15 protein-coding genes and 3 pseudogenes are annotated in these 18346 nt (G+C 72.9%); 10 read left to right on the top strand and 8 right to left on the bottom strand.

The genetic code is table 11. The features are described 5' to 3' along the window. Positions 1-735: pseudogene (locus tag IG64_RS33910) on the top strand (tetratricopeptide repeat protein); the annotation flags it as partial. A 98-nt stretch (positions 736-833) separates the two neighbouring features. On the opposite strand, the gene IG64_RS33915 reads toward IG64_RS33910, so the two are convergent. From IG64_RS33915 to IG64_RS33925, 3 genes are all read right to left on the bottom strand, one after another. Next, on the bottom strand, positions 834-1319 hold the full coding sequence (locus tag IG64_RS33915; protein ID WP_037863556.1) for a VOC family protein: 486 nt from the start codon (positions 1317-1319) through the stop codon (positions 834-836). Between the two features lie 108 nt (positions 1320-1427). Continuing rightward, positions 1428-2423: an EamA family transporter RarD gene (gene rarD, locus IG64_RS33920; protein WP_037863486.1), complete on the bottom strand. Its 996-nt coding sequence runs from the start codon at positions 2421-2423 to the stop codon at positions 1428-1430. Positions 2424-2596: 173 nt separating this feature from the next. Then, complete coding sequence (locus tag IG64_RS33925) at positions 2597-3451, bottom strand: SDR family oxidoreductase (protein ID WP_037863488.1); 855 nt, start codon at positions 3449-3451, stop codon at positions 2597-2599. Positions 3452-3628: 177 nt separating this feature from the next. On the opposite strand from IG64_RS33925, the gene IG64_RS33930 reads away from it, so the two are divergent. Continuing rightward, positions 3629-3997, top strand: a complete 369-nt coding sequence (locus IG64_RS33930; RefSeq protein WP_037863490.1) for a winged helix-turn-helix transcriptional regulator — start codon at positions 3629-3631, stop codon at positions 3995-3997. A gap of 15 nt (positions 3998-4012) precedes the next feature. Here the strand turns inward: IG64_RS33930 and IG64_RS33935 are convergent, their stop codons facing one another. From IG64_RS33935 to IG64_RS33955, 5 genes and pseudogenes are all read right to left on the bottom strand, one after another. Next, positions 4013-5092, bottom strand: a complete 1080-nt coding sequence (locus IG64_RS33935) for a 2-oxoacid:ferredoxin oxidoreductase subunit beta (protein WP_037863492.1) — start codon at positions 5090-5092, stop codon at positions 4013-4015. Further along, positions 5085-7013 carry a 2-oxoacid:acceptor oxidoreductase subunit alpha gene (locus IG64_RS33940; protein WP_037863494.1) on the bottom strand — a complete coding sequence of 643 codons (1929 nt, stop codon included), beginning with the start codon at positions 7011-7013 and terminating at the stop codon, positions 5085-5087. The genes IG64_RS33935 and IG64_RS33940 overlap by 8 nt, the downstream gene beginning before the upstream one ends. A gap of 263 nt (positions 7014-7276) precedes the next feature. Beyond that, on the bottom strand, positions 7277-7948 hold the full coding sequence (locus tag IG64_RS33945; protein ID WP_051813639.1) for a response regulator transcription factor: 672 nt from the start codon (positions 7946-7948) through the stop codon (positions 7277-7279). Positions 7949-8202: 254 nt separating this feature from the next. Next, positions 8203-9502 (bottom strand): annotated as a pseudogene (locus tag IG64_RS33950) (sensor histidine kinase). 156 nt (positions 9503-9658) lie between these two features. Beyond that, positions 9659-10764 (bottom strand): annotated as a pseudogene (locus IG64_RS33955) (sensor histidine kinase). A gap of 300 nt (positions 10765-11064) precedes the next feature. On the opposite strand from IG64_RS33955, the gene IG64_RS33960 reads away from it, so the two are divergent. Genes IG64_RS33960 through IG64_RS33995 form a run of 8 tightly spaced genes read left to right on the top strand, consistent with a single transcriptional unit; the run spans position 11065 to position 18345 of the window. Beyond that, the gene (locus tag IG64_RS33960) at positions 11065-11484 is read left to right on the top strand and encodes an NADH-quinone oxidoreductase subunit A (protein ID WP_051813641.1); all 420 of its coding nucleotides are present in this window, start codon (positions 11065-11067) and stop codon (positions 11482-11484) included. Then, complete coding sequence (locus IG64_RS33965; protein ID WP_051813643.1) at positions 11475-12179, top strand: NADH-quinone oxidoreductase subunit B; 705 nt, start codon at positions 11475-11477, stop codon at positions 12177-12179. Before IG64_RS33960 ends, IG64_RS33965 begins: the two co-directional genes overlap by 10 nt. Continuing rightward, on the top strand, positions 12176-13810 hold the full coding sequence (locus tag IG64_RS33970; protein WP_051813645.1) for an NADH-quinone oxidoreductase subunit C: 1635 nt from the start codon (positions 12176-12178) through the stop codon (positions 13808-13810). Before IG64_RS33965 ends, IG64_RS33970 begins: the two co-directional genes overlap by 4 nt. Continuing rightward, a complete protein-coding gene (locus tag IG64_RS33975; RefSeq protein ID WP_037863497.1) occupies positions 13807-14775 on the top strand; it encodes a complex I subunit 1/NuoH family protein in 969 nt (322 codons plus the stop codon). Before IG64_RS33970 ends, IG64_RS33975 begins: the two co-directional genes overlap by 4 nt. Beyond that, positions 14776-15354 (top strand): NuoI/complex I 23 kDa subunit family protein, encoded by a 579-nt coding sequence (locus IG64_RS33980; RefSeq protein WP_037863498.1) that lies wholly within the window; start codon positions 14776-14778, stop codon positions 15352-15354. Continuing rightward, entirely contained in the window at positions 15351-15953 is a 603-nt protein-coding gene (locus tag IG64_RS33985) for an NADH-quinone oxidoreductase subunit J (protein WP_051813648.1), read from the top strand. Before IG64_RS33980 ends, IG64_RS33985 begins: the two co-directional genes overlap by 4 nt. After that, a complete protein-coding gene (nuoK, locus tag IG64_RS33990) occupies positions 15953-16354 on the top strand; it encodes an NADH-quinone oxidoreductase subunit NuoK (RefSeq protein WP_037863499.1) in 402 nt (133 codons plus the stop codon). Before IG64_RS33985 ends, nuoK begins: the two co-directional genes overlap by 1 nt. Then, positions 16351-18345: an NADH-quinone oxidoreductase subunit L gene (locus IG64_RS33995; protein WP_037863500.1), complete on the top strand. Its 1995-nt coding sequence runs from the start codon at positions 16351-16353 to the stop codon at positions 18343-18345. The genes nuoK and IG64_RS33995 overlap by 4 nt, the downstream gene beginning before the upstream one ends. Position 18346: the final 1 nt, after the last annotated feature.

Below are 18346 nucleotides of genomic sequence, written 5' to 3' on the forward strand. Positions count from 1 at the left end.
CTCCCCGTCTCCCCCGCCCCCCTCCCCGTCTCCCTTCCTGCGACCGGAACCGGAACGAGGAACGCGCTCGGCCTCGAGGGCGGAGCCGGCCCCGCTCCCGGCGTCGACCCGGAAGCCGCCACCGGTCTCGACCCCGACCCCAGGCCCACCCCGGCCCGCGGCTTCGACGCCGTGGCCGAGGCCGTGCTGGGCGACGATCCGCGGACCCTGGCGGGCGAAGGCGGCGCGGTCCTGCTCGCCGAGCCCCTCGCCCAGGTCAACGAGGCCGTGCGGGCAGGGCGCATCGAGGAGGCGGCGGCCCTGGCGGAACGTACCGTCACGGAGGCGTCCGGCACGCTCGGCGCGGCCCACCCCGAGGTGCTGCGGGTGCGCGAACTGTCGGCGTACATCGCCTACCTGGCCGGCGAACCGCTGCGTGCCTTCGCCCTCTCGCTCGACCTGGCACGCGTCCACCTCGCGGCGGACGACGCCGAGGGTGCCTACGGCGACGTGCGCAGCGCGGCCACCGCCTGGCGGGCGGTCCGCGACCCCGAGGAGGGCCTGCGCCTCGGCCAGGAGCTGATCGCCCTGTGGAGCGAACTGGCCGCCGGCGACGGCCCGGCCGCCGATGACATCGAGGAACTGGAGTCCGCCCGCGCCCGTATGGACCGCCTCACCGAACGGGCGGAACGCTCCGGAGGAGCCGAACGGGCGAAGCAGGACGGACGAGCCGGACAGACGGAACGGGAGCGGTAGGCCGGCCGCCCGGGAGAGGGCCGCGGGCAGGAGGCGTAATCCGACCCGGCCGGCACACCCACGGGCCGGTGACGAGCCCCGGGCCCGTCGGCGGGACCTCAGTGCACGCAGAACTCGTTGCCCTCCGGGTCCGCCATCACGACCCACTGCCCGGCGGGCTCCCGCACCTCCCGCAGCACACTCGCTCCGAGTGCCTTCAGCCGCTCCACCTCGTCCGCCCGCCGGCCCTCGCCGGGGTGCAGGTCGAGGTGGAGGCGGTTCTTGCCGGCCTTCGTCCCGGGCACCCGCTGGAAGAGCAGCCGGCGCCCCAGCCCGGTACCGCGCTCGGGGTCGTAGGGGTCGTCCGGGTGGCGTACGGCGATCAGGTCCCGGAAGGCGGGGCGGCCGTGGTGCTCGACGGTGGCCGCGCCCGGCAGCGCGCCGGCTTCCAGCAGCCGTTCGACGAAGGCGCTGTTGTCCTCCGGTTCGTAGTGCAGCGCACCCGCCCAGAAGTCGGCCTGCGCGTGCGGGTCGGTGGCGTCGACGACGAGTTTCCAGTGCACCGGCGCGGGTGTGCGTGCCGCGGACGTCTCTGTCTCGGTCATGTGACCACTCTGCCCGCGACCGCCGGCCGCGGCCGGTTCGGCGGACATCGCGTCCCGCGCCCCGCGCCCTCGCCGTCACCGGGGACGACGGGCAGCGCGTCCGGCCGCCTACGCCTCCACCGCGGGAGCGGAGTCGGAAGAGGAAGGCGAGGAGACGCGGGGGCCGGGGGCGGGCCGGGGGGCCGCCGCGCCGAGACGGGCCCGCGCCCGGGCGGCCCGGCGTGCCGAGCGCAGCCCGTCCCAGGTCAGCAGGGACAGCGCCAGCCACACCAGGGCGAACCCGGCCCACCGCTCGGCCGGCATGGACTCGTGGAAGTAGACGACGCCGAGCAGGAACTGGAAGACCGGCGCGAGGTACTGGAGCAGGCCGAGGGTGGACAGCGGCACGCGGATCGCCGCGGCGCCGAAGCAGACCAGCGGCAGCGCGGTGACGAGGCCGGTGGACGCGAGCAGCGCGGCATGTCCGGCGCCCCCGCTCGTGAAGGTCGCCTCGCCGTGTGCGCCCAGCCACAGCAGATAGGCGAGCGCGGGCAGGAACTGCACCGCGGTCTCGGCGGCCAGCGACTCGACGCCGCCGAGGTCGACCTTCTTCTTGACCAGGCCGTACGTGGCGAAGGAGAAGGCGAGGCAGAGGGAGATCCACGGCGGCCGGCCGTAGCCGAGGGTGAGCACGAGCACGGAGGCGGCGCCGGTGCAGACCGCGGCCCACTGCACGGGCCGCAGCCGTTCCTTGAGGATCAGCACGCCCATCGCGATGGTGACCAGCGGGTTGATGAAGTAGCCGAGGGAGGCCTCGACGACGTGCCCGCTGTTCACCGCCCAGATGTAGACGCCCCAGTTGACGGTGATCACCGCGGCGGCGACCACGATCAGCGCGAGCCTGCGCGGTTGCCGCAGCAGTTCCCCGGCCCAGGCCCAGCGCCGTACGACGAGGAGCGCGACCACGACGAACGCCAGGGACCACACCATCCGGTGGGCGAGGATCTCCGCCGCGCCGGCGGGTTTGAGCAGCGGCCAGAAGAGGGGCACGAGCCCCCACATCCCGTAGGCCGCGAAGCCGTTCAGCAGTCCCGTGCGCCCTTCGCCGTCCGACTTCTCGGTCACGGGCCCTCCCCTCGTGGTGTGCCGGGCCGCGCCCTGGCGCGGCAAGCAAGAAGGTAGCGCCGGGCACGGTCGCCTGTCATGCACGTATCGCCATACGGTCATGACAGGTGGGACGGGCGAACGGTGCCCGGGCCGCTTCACCCGGACAGGGAGAGCCGCGGAGCTTTGGGGCCTCAGCCCTTGAGGGCGGCGCTGATCGCCTCGGCCAGCGGGGTGGCCGGGCGGCCGGTCAGGCGGGAGAGGTCACCGCTGTCGACCACCAGTTCGCCCTTCTCGATGGAGGCGTCGACGCCGGCGAGGATGGCGGCGACCGGCTCCGGCAGTCCCGCGCCGGACAGGATGCCCTGGTAGTCCGCCACGGAGACCTGCCGGTACGTGATCTCCTGGCCGGTCTGCCGGCTCAGTTCGGCGGCGAAGTCGGCGAAGCCCCAGGCCTCGTCGCCGCCCAGCTCGTACGTCCGGTTCTCGTGGCCCTCGCCGGTGAGCACCGCGACGGCGGCCGCGGCGTAGTCCGCGCGTGCGGCGGAGGAGATCCGGCCGGCGCCCGCCGCCTGCACGACGGCCCGGTGCTCCAGGACGGGGGTGAGGTTCTCGGTGTAGTTCTCGTGGTACCAGCCGTTGCGCAGCAGGACGTACGGCAGACCGGAGGCCAGCAGGGCCTCCTCGGTGCCGCGGTGGTCGTCGGCGAGGGCGGCCTTCAGGGTGCCGGGCGCGCTGGTGTAGGCGAGCAGGGCGGCACCGGCGGCCTTGGCGGCGTCGATGACGACCCGGTGCTGCTGGACGCGGCCCTTGTCGAACTCGTTGCCGGAGACGAGCAGCACCTTGTCGCCCGCCGCGAACAGGCCGTCGAAGCTCTCGGGCGCGTTGTAGTCCGCGACCGCGATCCGCACGCCGCGCCCGGCGAGGCCGGCGGCCTTCTCGGGGGTGCGGACGACCGCGGTGATCCGGTCGGCGGGGACCTTCTCCAGCAGTTGCTCCACGACGAGGCGGCCGAGGTGTCCGGTGGCTCCGGTGACGACGATGCTCATGAGGGGTCTCCTTGTGGGGTGATGTCTGGCACTAACCCTAGGAGAAGCGCTAACTCATCGAAAGTACCCACTTTGAAGTAAGGTACCAACATGGCAGTAAGTGTGAGGGGTGGCGGTACGGCGGCCGAGGCCGGGACCAGGGCGGAGGCCGGGGCGGGCGCGGGGCAGGACGCGGCGATGTGCCCGTACCGGCTGGTCCTGGAGCACGTCACCAGCCGCTGGGGTGTGCTGGTCCTGATCGAGCTGCTGGAACGGTCCTACCGGTTCGCCGAGTTGCGGCGAGCCGTCGGCCGGGTGAGCGAGAAGGGGGTCAGCGAGAAGATGCTGGCCCAGACACTCCAGACGCTGGAGCGCGACGGGCTGGTCCACCGCGACGCCAAGCCCGTCATCCCGCCGCGCGTCGACTACTCGCTCACCGGCCTGGGCCGCGAGGCCGCCGAGCAGGTGCGGGCGCTCGCCGAGTGGACCCGGCAGCGCATGGCGGACGTGGAACAGGCCCGGCAGGCCTACGACGAGGCCCGGGCGCCGGGCGCCCGGGCCTCGTGAGCACGACCGCCGGTCTCAGCCGACGACGGTCCAGGTGTCGCTGCCGGCGAGGAGGGCGGCGAGGTCGCCCTTGCCCTTCTGGTCGACGGCGGCATCGAGCTGCTCGGCCATGAGGGTGTCGTAGACCGGGCGCTCGACGTCGCGGAAGACGCCGATCGGCGTGTGGTGCAGGGTGTCGGGGTCGGCGAGGCGGGAGAGGGCGAACGCGGTGGTCGGGGAGGCGGCGTGCGCGTCGTGGACGAGGAGGTCGGCCTCGTTGTCCTCGGTGACGGTGACCACGCGCAGGTCGCCGCTCACGGCGTCGCGGACGACGCCGTGAGCGGCGTCCGTGCCGAAACGGATCGGCTGCCCGTGTTCGAGGCGGATGAGGGCCTGGTCGGCCTGCTGCTTGTCCTTGAGGGCGTCGAAGGCGCCGTCGTTGAAGATGTTGCAGTTCTGGTAGATCTCGATCAGGGCGGTGCCGGGGTGGGCGGCGGCCTGCCGCAGGACCTCGGTGAGGTGCTTGCGGTCGGAGTCGATGGTGCGGGCCACGAACGAGGCCTCCGCGCCGAGCGCGAGCGAGACGGGGTTGAAGGGGGCGTCCAGGGAGCCCATCGGCGTGGACTTGGTGATCTTGCCGCGTTCGGAGGTGGGGGAGTACTGGCCCTTGGTCAGACCGTAGATCCGGTTGTTGAACAGCAGGATCTTGAGATTGACGTTGCGGCGCAGCGCGTGGATGAGGTGGTTGCCGCCGATGGACAGCGCGTCGCCGTCGCCGGTGACGACCCACACGGACAGGTCGCGGCGGCTGGTGGCCAGGCCCGTGGCGATGGCGGGGGCACGGCCGTGGATGGAGTGCATCCCGTAGGTGTTCATGTAGTACGGGAAGCGGGAGGAGCAGCCGATGCCGGAGACGAAGACGATGTTCTCGCGGGCCACGCCCAGTTCGGGCATGAAACCCTGGACGGCGGCGAGGATGGCGTAGTCACCGCAGCCGGGGCACCAGCGGACCTCCTGGTCCGACTTGAAGTCCTTCATGGACTGCGCGGCCGTGGCCTTGGGCACCAGGGAGAGCGTCTGGGGCGTGCGGGGGCCGGTGGTGGACGTCTCAGCCATCGATGGCCTCCTTGAGCGCCGTGGCGAGCTGTTCGGCTTTGAAGGGCATGCCGTTGACCTGGTTGTAGGAGTGGGCGTCCACCAGGTATTTCGCGCGGATCAGGGTGGCGAGCTGGCCGAGGTTCATCTCCGGGACCACGACCTTGTCGTACGTCTTCAGGAGTGCGGCGAGGTTCTTCGGGAAGGGGTTGAGGTGGCGCAGGTGGGCCTGTGCCACCGGCACGCCCTCGGCGCGCAGCCGGCGCACCGCGGCGGTGATCGGCCCGTAGGTGGATCCCCAGCCCAGGACGAGGGTGCTCGCGCCGTCGGGGTCGTCGGCCTCGACGTCGGGAACGGTGATGCTGTCGATCTTGGCCTGGCGCGTGCGGACCATGAAGTCGTGGTTGGCCGGGTCGTAGGAGATGTTCCCGGTGCCGTCCTGTTTCTCGATGCCGCCGATGCGGTGCTCCAGGCCCGGCGTGCCCGGCACCGCCCAGGGGCGGGCCAGGGTGTGCGGGTCCCGCTTGTAGGGCCAGAACACCTCGCTGCCGTCGGCCAGGGTGTGGTTGGGGCCCTTCGCGAACGCCACCTTCAGGTCGGGCAGTTCCGTCAGTTCCGGGACCCGCCACGGCTCGGAGCCGTTGGCCAGGTAGCCGTCGGAGAGCAGGAACACCGGGGTGCGGTGGGTCAGCGCGATCCGGGCCGCCTCCAGCGCCGCCCCGAAGCAGTCCGCCGCCGTGCGCGGGGCCACCACCGGGACCGGTGCCTCACCGTTGCGGCCGTACATCGCCTGCAGCAGGTCCGCCTGCTCCGTCTTGGTCGGCAGGCCCGTGGAGGGGCCGCCGCGCTGGATGTCCACCACCACCAGCGGCAGCTCCAGCGACACCGCGAGACCGATCGTCTCGCTCTTGAGGGCCACGCCCGGCCCCGACGTCGTCGTCACCGCGAGCGCGCCACCGAACGCCGCGCCCAGCGCCGCGCCGATCCCCGCGATCTCGTCCTCCGCCTGGAACGTGCGCACCCCGAAATTCTTGTGCTTCGACAATTCGTGCAGGATGTCGGAGGCCGGCGTGATCGGGTACGAACCGAGGAACAGCGGCAGATCCGCCTGCCGGGCCGCCGCGATCAGCCCGTACGCCAGCGCGAGATTCCCCGAGATGTTCCGGTACACACCCGGCGGGAACGCCGAGACGGCCGGCGCCACCTCGTAGGAGACCGCGAAATCCTCCGTCGTCTCCCCGAAATTCCAGCCCGCCCGGAACGCCGCGATGTTCGCCGCCGCGATCTGCCCGTTCCGCGCGAACTTCGCCCGGAGGAACTTCTCCGTCCCCTCCGTCGGCCGGTGGTACATCCACGACAGAAGTCCCAGCGCGAACATGTTCTTGCTGCGCTCGGCCTCCTTGCGCGACAACGAGAAGTCCGCCAGCGCCTGCACCGTCAGCGTCGTCAGCGGCACCGGGTGCACGCTGTAGCCGTCCAGCGACCCGTCCTCCAGCGGCGAGACCGCGTACCCGACCTTCTGCAACGCCCGCTTCGTGAACTCGTCCGTGTTCACGATGATCTCCGCGCCCCGCGACAGATCCCCCAGGTTCGCCTTCAACGCGGCCGGGTTCATCGCGACCAGCACGTCCGGAGCGTCCCCCGGCGTCAGGATGTCATGGTCGGCGAAATGCAGCTGGAACGACGACACACCCGGCAGCGTCCCTGCCGGCGCCCGGATCTCCGCCGGGAAGTTCGGCAGCGTCGACAGATCGTTCCCGAACGAGGCCGTCTCCGAGGTGAACCGGTCCCCGGTGAGCTGCATGCCGTCACCCGAGTCACCCGCGAAACGGATGATCACCCGGTCCAGACGGCGGACGTCCTTCGCTCCGGCCGCCCTGCGCTGCTCTCCGACGACGGCTCCGTCGGCCTGTTCCGCTGGACTGCTGACCTGGCTGGTCACTGAACTGGACCTCCTTCGAGGCGGCTGTGTGGGACCGGCCTCCCGAAGACCCTGCGAAGACCTTCCCGGTTTCCAACCCTACGACCGTCAGGGATGCCCTCCCGGTGCCGATCGCATGCTGGACGCACCCGTGAGACGGTCCGATGCCCTGCTCTTTCACGCCGTTCCGGCTCCTTCGGCCTCCTTCCGGACGGTGCGCGGCGGTAGCCCGTCCGGCGTACTCGCGGCCGGATCGGGGCCCGTACCGCCCCAGTGTCGGCCGGTCAGGAGTTCAAATAGGTGAGGACCGCCAGAACACGCCGGTGATCCCCGTCACTCGGTGACAGGCCGAGCTTGAGGAAGATGTTGCTGACGTGCTTCTCCACCGCGCCGTCGCTCACCACCAGCTGCCGCGCGATCGCCGAGTTGGTGCGCCCCTCGGCCATCAGCCCCAGCACCTCGCGCTCCCGCGGGGTGAGCCCCGCGAGCACATCCTGCTTGCGGCTGCGCCCGAGCAGCTGGGCGACCACCTCCGGGTCCAGGGCCGTACCGCCCTGGGCCACCCGCACCACCGCGTCCACGAACTCCCGTACCTCGGCCACCCGGTCCTTGAGGAGGTAGCCGACCCCGCGGCTGGAGCCCGCCAGCAACTCGGTGGCGTACCGCTCCTCGACGTACTGCGACAGCACGAGCACACCGAGCCCCGGGTGCGCCTTGCGCAGCCGCACCGCGGCGCGCACGCCCTCGTCGGTGTGGGTCGGCGGCATCCGCACGTCGGCCACCACCACGTCGGGCAGCTCCCCCTCGTCGTACAGCTCGGTGATCGTCTTGACCAGGGCCTCGGCATCACCGACGCCGGCCACGACCTCGTGCCCGCGGTCGGTCAGCAGCCGGGTCAGGCCCTCCCTGAGCAGCACTGAATCCTCGGCGATGACCACCCGCACCTTGTCCTCCACGATCCTCGGCCCCCCACAGCCTTCTTCCCGGCGGCCCGCGCGGCCCGTCCGGCGTCTGCAGCGAGGTCCAGCATTCCAGCATCCGGACCCCGCCGCGCCCGCGCCCGGGGGAAAGAGGGGGAGAGCGCTGTGTTCCTCCGGGGTTCTGGCCGGTTTCCTGCGGTGCCCGGCCGGTCCGGGACACGCGGCGCGGCCTGCCGTCCGCGCCCCTCGGGGTGCGCGGACGGCAGGCCGCCGTCGCCGTGCCCGCCGGTTCAGCGCCGCCAGGGCAGCTCCGCCGTCACCCGCGTGGGGCCACCGGCCGGCGAGTCGACGACGAGGATCCCGTCCACCGCGTCCAGCCGCTCGGCCAGCCCGGCCAGGCCCGATCCCGAGGACGTGCTCGCGCCGCCCACTCCGTCGTCCATGACCTGAAGCAGCAGCCGGTCCTCGGACCGCCACACGTCCACCGAGGCGGACCTCGCCCCGCTGTGCTTGCTGATGTTCTGCAGCAGCTCGGAGACGGTGAAGTAGGCGATGCCCTCGATGGTCGGTCAGGACGGCGGGGTGGATGCCGCGGGCCAGGTCGCGCAACTCCTGCAGCGCCGTCTTCACCTCGCCGTGCGCCTCGTCCACCATCCGCGCCGCCGCCCGCGGGTCCTCGGTCAGCTTCTCCTTCGCCAGCCCCAGGTCCATGGCGAGGGCCACCAGCCGGGCCTGTGCCCCGTCGTGCAGGTCCCGCTCGATGCGCCGCAGGTCGGCGGCGGCCGTGTCGACGACGACCCCCCGGTCGGACTCCAGCTCCACCACGCGCGCCGACAGCCGCGACGGGCCGAGCAGCCCGTGCACCAGCACCCGGTCGACCGTGGTCAGCGCCCGCACGATCCACGGCGTGGCCAGCGTGATCAGCAGGCCCACCAGGGCGGTCACCGTGATCTCGAACGGGTTGTCGAGGTAGATCCGGTGGTGGTCGTCGCCGTACAGCTGGATGCCGCCCTGACCGGTCCACATCGGGAAGACCCAGAACCACACGGGGTACGTCAGCAGCGACCAGCCGAGGGGCCAGAGCACGGTCGCCACCACGAACGAGAACACCGCCCAGGGGAACTGCAGCATGGCGTAGAGCAGCGCCCGCCAGGAGCCGCCGCTCTTCAGCACGGCCCCGGTCCAGGCCAGCGGGCCGTGGCCCTTCATCCGCAGCGGCTCCGGTTCGGCCACGTCCAGGCCGAGCAGCCCGCGCGCCCGCACCCGCTCCAGCACGCCGAGGCCGCGGCAGCCCGCCAGCGCCCCCGCCAGCACCGGGATGCCCAGGAACGTCACCAGCAGGCCGGCGCCCAGCGACACCATCGTGACGGCGTACGTGAAGAGCAGGACGCCGATCGGCAGGCTCAGCAGCACGTACGCCAGCTCCCGCCAGCTGCGTGCCTCGACCGGGGCCCGCAGCGCGGCGGGCAGCCGGTGCCGCGGCCGGCCGGTGCCGCCGTCGCGGAACCCGGCCCCGTCACCGTCGTGGAACCCGCCCCCGCTGTAGGGCGCGTACCCCTGTCCGTACTGCGATCCGTACTGGGTGGCCATGGGCGTCGTCCCGTTCCCCTCGTCCGCCGCCTCGTGCGCGGCTTCGTGTGCGCTCTTTGTGCTGCTCGTCGCGGTCGTCCCGCCGTGACTCAAGACTGCTGGAGCGCGGGCCCCGGGGCCATGGAGCACGTCGGCGTCTCGGCCCGGGGGTTTTCCCTACCTCCTGGCGCCCGGCGCCTTCCCGGTGGCGGAGCCGGCCGTACGGTCGCGCCAGGGCAGTTCCGCCGTGACCGTCGTCGGGCCGCCCTGCGGGGAGTCGACGACGAACAGACCGTCCACGGCGTTCAGCCGCTCCGCCAGCCCCCGCATGCCGGTGCCGCCCTCCAGCGACGCGCCGCCGCGGCCGTCGTCCCGCACCTGGATCAGCAGCCGGTCCCCGGACCGCCACACGTCCACCGAGGCGGACCTCGCCCCGCTGTGCTTGCTGATGTTCTGCAGCAGCTCGGAGACGGTGAAGTAGGCGATGCCCTCGATGGCTGCAGCGCGAGCTTCACCTCGCCGTGCGCCTCCGCGACCATCTCGGCCGCCGCGTCCGGGTCCTCCAGCAGCTTCTCCTTGGCCAGACCGAGCCCCATCGCCAGGTTCACCAGCCGGGCCTGTGCCCCGTCGTGCAGGTCCCGCTCGATGCGCCGCAGGTCGGCGGCGGCCGTGTCCACCACGACCCCCCGGTCGGACTCCAGCTCCGCGATCCGCCGCTCCAGCTCGTCGGAGGGCGACAGCAGGCCGCGCACCAGCGCCCGGTCCACGTTGGTCAGCCCGCGCGCGATGAACGGCAGCACCGGCCACAGCACGAACAGCGAGGTCACCGTCACGGCGAAGGTGAGCACACCCCACGGCAGCCGGATGAACTCGTACAGGGCGGCCCGCCAGCCCACCGGGTCCTTCAGCATCAGCCAGAACCGGTTGAGCCACCCCGTCGTGCGGCCCAGCGGCAGCGGGCTCGGCTCGTCGATGCGCACCCCGAGCAGGGCCCGGGCCCGCTTCCGCTCCAGCCGGCCCAGCAGGCGCGCCCCCACCAGCCCGGACGCCAGCAGCGGGAGGCCCACCACGGTGATCGTGAGGGCGGTGCCGGTGACCAGGACGGTCACCACGTAGACGAAACCGACCAGCGACACGGGGAGGTTCAGCAGGAGATGAGTGATCTCCTTCCACGTGGGCAGGCCGAAGGCGAAGCGGACGGGCGGCAGGCGGTCGCGGTCCGTACGGTCCGTGTCCCCGGTGCCGGACGCCGCCGGACCGGCGGAGGAGAGAGGTGCGGTCATACGGGCCAGGGTGCCGTGCGGCGGCCGGGCGCGCCATGAGGTCGGCCGCCCTGGTGAGCGGGGGAAAACCCCACCACCGTGTCTCACGGTGTGACGGGCTGCTTACCCCCTCTTTATCAGGGCCTAGACTCCCGTGCGTACAGATCGTCGGGCGGACGAGCCGGGCGGACCAGCCGGACAGGCGTCCGGCGGACCGTCCGGGAGCCGGTCTGCGGACGGCGGCGCAGGGTCCGGCAGGCGGCCGGACACAGCGGCACGGGCACGACGGGACCGGGCGGAACAGGGAGCGAGGGACGGACGGTGACGCAGACGTTGCGGGAGACGGCGCGGGGGCAGGCCGTCGTCGTCGCGGCGGACTACTTCCACTCCTACTCGGTCGTGGGACTGCTCGCCGTCGTGGGAGTGCTGTTCGTCGCCGCCGCCTTCGGCGCGGGCCGGCTGCTGCGCCCGGTCGTCCCCACCCCGGAGAAGCTCCTGACGTACGAGTGCGGGGTCGACCCCGTCGGCGAGGGCTGGGCGCACACCCAGGTCCGCTACTACGTCTACGCCTTCCTGTACGTGATCTTCGCCGTCGACTCGATCTTCCTGTTCCCCTGGGCGACGGTCTTCGCCGCCCCCGGCTACGGCGCGGCGACGCTGGTGGAGATGTTCGTCTTCCTCGGCTTCCTGGCCGTCGGCCTGCTGTACGCATACAAGAAGGGCGTCCTGGCATGGACGTGAACCCCGCCCTGAACCCCGCGGTGCCCGAGCCCGTCGCGCTCCCGGAGCCCAAGCGGCTCGGCGCCCTGTCCCGGCTGGCCCCCGAGCCGATGAAGGTCGTCCTGAACTGGGGCCGCCGCTACTCCCTGTGGGTCTTCAACTTCGGCCTCGCCTGCTGCGCGATCGAGTTCATCGCCGCGTCGATGGCCCGCCACGACTTCATCCGCCTCGGCGTGATCCCCTTCGCGCCCGGGCCGCGCCAGGCCGACCTGATGGTCGTCTCCGGCACGGTCACGGACAAGATGGCCCCGGCCGTCAAACGGCTGTACGAGCAGATGCCCGAGCCGAAGTACGTCATCTCCTTCGGGGCCTGCTCCAACTGCGGCGGCCCCTACTGGGACTCGTACTCCGTCACCAAGGGCGTCGACCAGATCATCCCCGTGGACGTCTACGTCCCCGGCTGCCCGCCGCGCCCCGAGGCGCTGCTCCAGGGCATCCTCAAACTCCAGGAGAAGATCGCCCGGGAGTCGCTGGGGGAGCGGTACGGGAGCGGCGCGGCACGTCCGTCGGCGGCGGCGCTGCGGAGCGGGCCGGTGCGGCCGCCGGTTCCCGGGGCGCCGTCCGCGGCGGGGGGATCCGCCGGGGACGCCTCCGAAAGGGACGCCTCCGAAAGGGACGCCTCCGAAAGGGACGCCTCCGAGGGAGACGTGCGATGAGCGGCGCCGGCTGGCTGCCCGCGCCCGCCGCGGAACTGTTCGGCGCCGAGGCCACCGCGGAGGAGTCCTACGAGGTCCTGACGGTCGACGTACCGCCCGGGTCCTGGGTGTCCGCGCTGCTGACCGCGCGGGACGAGCTGGGCTGCACCTACTTCGACTGGCTGAGCGCGGTCGACGAGCCGGGCACGGGGTTCCGGGTCGCGGCGCACGTCGTCGCGCTGGATCCGCTGCGACGGCTGCTCGTCCGTACGACGGTCCCGCACGAGGCGCCGGCCCTGCCCACCGCCGTGGAGGTCTACGCGGGCGCCGCCTGGCACGAGCGCGAGACCCACGAGATGTTCGGCATCGGCTTCCCGGGTCATCCGGCGCTGGACCACCTCCTCCTGCCGGACACCTTCGAAGGCCACCCCCTGCGCAAGGACTTCGTGCTGGCCGCCCGGGTGGCCAAGGCCTGGCCGGGGGCGAAGGAACCGGGCGAATCGGACCACGGCGGGCCCAAGCGCCGCCAGATGCTGCCGCCGGGCGTCCCCGATCCCAACGAGTGGGGCCCCATGAAGGGCCGCCTCCCGGCCGCCCCGGCCCGCCCGGCCAGGGGCGCGGCCCGTGCCGCGGGCGAACGCCCGGCCGCCCGCGCGGCCGGTGACCGTCCGGTACGCCGCACCCGCACGGCCGCCGAGGGCTCGGCGAGCCAGAGCGGCCCGAGCGACCGCGACAGCCGGGCGAATGAGGCCGGCGAGGCGGTGGAGCGGGGAGCGGCGACGGCCAGGCCGCGCCGGATGCGGAGCGCGAGCCAGGGCTCGGCGAGCCAGACGGTGCCCGGCGGCGCGGCCCCGGCACCGGCCGCCCCCGGCCACGACACGGCACCCGCGGGCGCCCCGGCGGAGAGGCCGGAGCAGACGGCGAGGCCGGACGGCCGGGAACAGACGAGGAGGCCGGACGGGCCGGAGAGGCGGGACAGGCCCGAGCAGACGGGAAGGCCGGAGAAGCCGGCCGCGGCCGAGGGCGGCACGACGCCGTCGCCGTCCCCGTCCACAACCCAGGAGGCGGCGGCCCCGGCCCCGTCGACCGGGCCGCGCCGTACGCGCAGCGCGAGCGGGGGTTCCACCTCACAGCGCTCGCGGCCGGCGGCCGCCGCCCCGCAGGAGCAGCAGCCGGTCACGCCTCCCGCCCCTGCCAGGACCCCGCGCAGCTCCGACGCGCCCTGGCACCACGCCCGCCCGGCGTTCGACGAACCCGGTCCCGCGAACCGGCGGCAGGAGCCCGGAGCCGCTGCCGCCACCCCGGCACAGGCCCCTGCGGGTACACCGGCGGAGGCCCCTGCGGGTACCCCGGCACAGGCCCCTGCCGACGCTCCGGCCGAACCGGCCGAACCGGCAGCCCCCGGCGTCCCTGACGCCCCCGCCGGCTCCGAAATCCCAGAGGGTCCCGACACACCCCACGGCCGAGACGTCGGCCGAGGCAGCGAACGAGAGGACGGCCGAGGCAACAGCCGGGGCGACGGCCGGGAAGACGGCCGAGACGCCAGCCGAGGCGCCGAACGAGAAGACGGCCGAGAAGACGGCCGAGGCGACGACCGAAAAGACGACCGAGGCGACAGCCGGGAAGACGACCGAGAAGGAGGCCCGCGGTGAACGGCGTGCTCGACGTCGCCCTGCGACTCCTGATCGTCTTCGTGGTCTTCCTCACCTTCCCCCTCATCGTCGGACAGACCGAGCACAAGGTGATGGCCCATATGCAGGGCCGCCTCGGCCCCATGTACGCGGGCGGCTTCCACGGCTGGGCCCAGCTCGTCGCGGACGGCGTGAAGTTCGCGCAGAAGGAGGACGTGGTCCCCGCGGGCGCGGACCGCCGCGTCTTCCAGCTCGCGCCCGCCGTCGCCCTGCTCCCGTACCTCCTGGTGCTGCTCGCCCTCCCGATCGGCCCCGGCGAGGGCGCGGTCGGCCAGGTCCTGGACGCGGGCGTCTTCTTCGTCCTGGCCGTGATGGGCGTCGGCGTGCTCGGCTCGCTCATGGCCGGGTGGGCCTCCGCCAACAAGTTCTCCCTCCTCGGCGGCCTGCGCACCGCCGCCCAGCTCCTCGCCTACGAGCTGCCGATGCTGCTGACCGCCGCCTCCGTGGCGATGGCGGCCGGCACGGTCTCCCTGCCCGGCGTCCTCGACGCCTTCCACTGGTGGTGGGTGCCCTGGCAGATCGTCGGCGCGGTCGTGTTCTTCGTCGCCGGACTCGCCGAACTGCAACGGCCGCCGTTCGACATGCCCGTCGCCGACTCGGAGATCATCTTCGGCGCCTACACCGAGTACACGGGACTGCGGTTCGCGTTGTTCCTCCTCGCCGAGTACGCGGGGATCGTCGTCCTGTGCGGCCTGACCACCGTCCTCTTCCTGGGCGGCTGGCACGGCCCGTGGGGCGCCGACGGCCTCGGCTGGGTGTGGACCCTGCTGAAGACGGCCGTCCTCGCCTTCGTCGTCATCTGGCTGCGCGTCACCTACCCCCGGCTGCGCGAGGACCAGCTCCAGAAATTCTCCTGGACCCTCCTCGTCCCCCTCTCCCTCGCCCAGATCGCCCTCACCGGCATCGTCAAGGTGGTGATCTCCTAGATGGCCCCCATCCCCGGCTCCGGCCTCGCCAAGGGCCTGGCCGTCACCCTGCGCACGATGACGAGGAAGACCGTCACCGAGCAGTACCCGGACACCCAGCCCGACCTGCCGCCCCGCACCCGCGGGGTGATCGGCCTGTTCGAGGAGAACTGCACGGTCTGCATGCTGTGCGCCCGTGAGTGCCCGGACTGGTGCATCTACATCGACTCCCACAAGGAGACGGTCCCGGCGGCGGCCCCCGGCGGACGCGAACGCAGCCGCAACGTCCTGGACCGCTTCGCCATCGACTTCTCCCTGTGCATGTACTGCGGTATCTGCATCGAGGTCTGTCCTTTCGACGCGCTGTTCTGGTCCCCGGAGTTCGAGTACGCCGAGACCGACATCCGCGACCTCACCCACGAGCGCGACAAGCTCCGCGAGTGGATGTGGACCGTCCCGGCCCCTCCCGCCCTCGACCCCGGTGCGGAGGAACCGAAGGAGGTCGCCGCCGCCCGCAAGAGCGCCGAGAAGCTCGCCGCCCAGCAGGAGGCCGAGCGGCAGCAGGCCGAGCGGGCCGGGACACAGGAGGGGGACGAGTGAACCTCGCCGCCCAGACCCACGGCTTCCTCTCCCCGACGGGCGTCGAGATCGCCTTCCTCCTCGTCGGCCTCGCCACCTTCGGCGCCGCGCTCGTCACCGTGACCACCCGGCAGCTCGTGCACGCCGCCCTGTGGCTGGTGGTGACCCTCGGCGGACTCGCCGTCGAATACCTCCTGCTCACCGCCGAGTTCATCGCCTGGGTGCAGGTCCTCATCTACGTCGGTTCCGTCGTCGTCCTCCTCCTGTTCGGACTGATGCTCACCAAGGCCCCCATCGGCCGCTCACCGGACGCCGACTCGGGCAACCGCTGGGCCGCCCTCGCCGTGGCCGTCGCCGCGGCCACCGCCCTGGTCTGGGTGGTCGTCGACGCCTTCCGCACCACCTGGACCGACCTGGACGGCGACGCCGCCGGGACGACGAAGGTCACCGGCCAGAGCCTCTTCCAGAACTGGGTCCTGCCCTTCGAGGCCCTCTCCGTGCTGCTCCTGGCCGCCCTGGTCGGCGCGATCGTCCTCTCCCGCAGGACGAAGGCGGACGCGAGCGCCCCCCGGCCCCCGCGGGCGCGTGCCGAACGGGCCGCCGAGGAGGACTTGCGCTGATGCATCTCGTCTACCCGGCCGTACTCTCCGCCCTCCTCTTCTGCACCGGCCTCTACGGCGTCCTCGCCCGTCGCAACGCGATCCTGGTCCTGATGTCCGTCGAGCTGATGCTCAACGCCGTCAACCTCAACCTCGTGGCCTTCGACGTGTGGCTCAGCAAGACCGCCGCCGAGACCCTGCACTCCGGCCAGGCCCTCACCCTGTTCACCATCGCCATCGCCGCCGCCGAGATCGGCATCGGACTGGCGATCGTCCTCGCCGTGTACCGCAACCGCGGCACCTCGGACATCGACCGGCTCCGCGACGCCGCCGAGAGCCCCGACGACGACACCGACGACGGACCCGGCCGCGACGCCGCCGTGACCGCGCCGGACCCCGGGAAGGCTGAGGCCACCGCGTGACCACGACCACCCTCGCCGTCCTCGTCCCCCTCCTTCCGTTCCTGGCCGCCGCGGCCGGACTGCTGCTCGGCCGCACCGCCCCCGGCTTCGTCCGCCCGCTCGCGGTCCTGCCGACCCTCGCCTGTCTCGTCCTGGCCGTGCTGGTCGCGGCCGGCCAGGGCGGCGGCCGGCCCCTCGACGCCGTCACCGAGCTGACGCCCACCGGCTCGGTCCCCGTCGAACTGGCCCTGCACATCGACGGCTACGCCGCACTCGTCGCCGTCCTGGTCGCCACCGTCGCGACCTGCGTGCAGCTCTACTCGACCGGCTACCTGCGCGACGACCCGCGCTACCCCTCCTACGCCGCGCTCGTCTCCCTGTTCACCTCCGCGATGCTGCTCGTCGTCTACTCCGGCGACCTGATCGTGCTGCTGATCGGCTGGGAGGTCATGGGCATCTGCTCCTACTTCCTGGTCGGCCACTACTGGGAGACACCCGAGGCCCGCGCCGCCTCCCTGAAGGCCTTCCTGGTGACCAAGCTCGGCGACGTCCCCTTCCTCATCGGGCTCTTCGCGCTCGCCGGCGACACCGGCTCCTTCCGGATCACGAAGATCCTCGGTGCCGTCACCAGCGGCGGTCTGCACCACCCCACCCTGATCGCCCTGCTGCTCCTGGCGGGCGTGGCGGGCAAGTCGGCCCAGTTCCCGCTGCACTCCTGGCTGCCCGACGCGATGGCCGGCCCGACGCCCGTCTCCGCCCTGATCCACGCCGCGACGATGGTCGCCGCCGGCGTCTACTTCGTCGCCCGGCTCCTCCCCGTCTTCCAGGCCTCCCCGGCCGCGATGACCGTCCTCGCCGTCATGGCCGCCGTCACCATGGCCGGCTCGGCGCTCGCCGCGCTCGCCCAGGACGACATCAAACGCGTCCTCGCCTACTCGACGATCGGCCAGCTCGGCTACATGACCGGCGCCCTCGCCGTCGGCGACCGCGGCGCCGCCGTCTTCCACCTCCTGTCCCACGGCGCCTTCAAGGCGCTGCTCTTCCTCGCCGCCGGCGTGGTCATCCACGTCGCCGGCACCAACTCGCTGGCCGCCATGTCCCGCACCGGCAACCTCCGGGAGAGCGTCCCGGACGCCTACTGGACGATGACCGTCGCCCTCCTCTCTCTCGCCGCGATCCCTCCCTTCAGCGGCTTCTTCTCCAAGGAGTCCGTCCTCGGCGCCGCCGAGCACGCCGCCACCGGCCACACCGGCCAGGCCCCCGGCGCGGCCGGCTGGACCGTCCTCGTGGCCGGCCTGCTCACCGCCCTGCTGACCGGTGCGTACGCCATGCGGCTGTGGCTGCTGGCCTTCCGCGGACAGGGCGCCGAGTCCCCCGGCCACGGCAGGCAGCCCGTGACCATGAACGCCGTGCTCTGGGTGCTCGCCGTGCCCTCCCTCGCCTTCGGCGGCCTCGCCTTCCGCGTCCTGCCCGACTGGTTCGGCGGCCCCTCCCTCACCCCGGCCCTGACCACCTCCGTCCTCGGCACGGGCCTGGCCCTGGCCGGCGTCGTCGTCACCTACGGCGCCTGGCGGCACACCACCGCCCTCGCCGCCCGCACCCCCATGGGCGCGGTCGCGGCCCACCCGGAGGCCGACGCCGGGCTCGTCGAGGCCGAGGCCATCGCCACCCACCGGCCCGCGTACGGAGACATCGCCTACGCGGCCGACCCGGCCGACCCCGCACGGCTGCTGCTCGGCCCGCTGCACCGGCACGCGGCCACCGGCTTCCACCTGGACGCCGTCTACCGGACCCTGTTCGTCCGCCCGGTCCTGGCCGGTGCGAGCCTCGTCCGGTTCCTCGACCGCGAGGTGGTCGAGACCTACGTACGGGGTGCGGGGGCCGCGCCCCGGCTGCTGGGGGCCGCCGTGCGGCGCGCCCAGACCGGCAATGTGCAGACCTATGTGAGCGCGCTGCTCGCCGGCACCGTCGTCCTGGCGGTCGCCGTCGTCCTCGTCGCCACGGGAGCGTGAG

The organism is Streptomyces sp. NRRL S-340 (genome assembly GCF_000720185.1).
In the GTDB taxonomy this organism is placed as follows: domain Bacteria; phylum Actinomycetota; class Actinomycetes; order Streptomycetales; family Streptomycetaceae; genus Streptomyces.

Coding starts and splice junctions, on each gene's coding strand:
- IG64_RS33915 (WP_037863556.1), bottom strand. CDS start 1,319: ATGACCGAGACAGAGACGTCCGCGGCACGCACACCCGCGCCGGTGCAC.
- IG64_RS33925 (WP_037863488.1), bottom strand. CDS start 3,451: ATGAGCATCGTCGTCACCGGAGCCACCGGACACCTCGGCCGCCTCGTC.
- IG64_RS33930 (WP_037863490.1), top strand. CDS start 3,629: ATGTGCCCGTACCGGCTGGTCCTGGAGCACGTCACCAGCCGCTGGGGT.
- IG64_RS33935 (WP_037863492.1), bottom strand. CDS start 5,092: ATGGCTGAGACGTCCACCACCGGCCCCCGCACGCCCCAGACGCTCTCC.
- IG64_RS33965 (WP_051813643.1), top strand. CDS start 11,475: ATGGACGTGAACCCCGCCCTGAACCCCGCGGTGCCCGAGCCCGTCGCG.
- IG64_RS33970 (WP_051813645.1), top strand. CDS start 12,176: ATGAGCGGCGCCGGCTGGCTGCCCGCGCCCGCCGCGGAACTGTTCGGC.
- IG64_RS33980 (WP_037863498.1), top strand. CDS start 14,776: ATGGCCCCCATCCCCGGCTCCGGCCTCGCCAAGGGCCTGGCCGTCACC.
- nuoK (WP_037863499.1), top strand. CDS start 15,953: ATGCATCTCGTCTACCCGGCCGTACTCTCCGCCCTCCTCTTCTGCACC.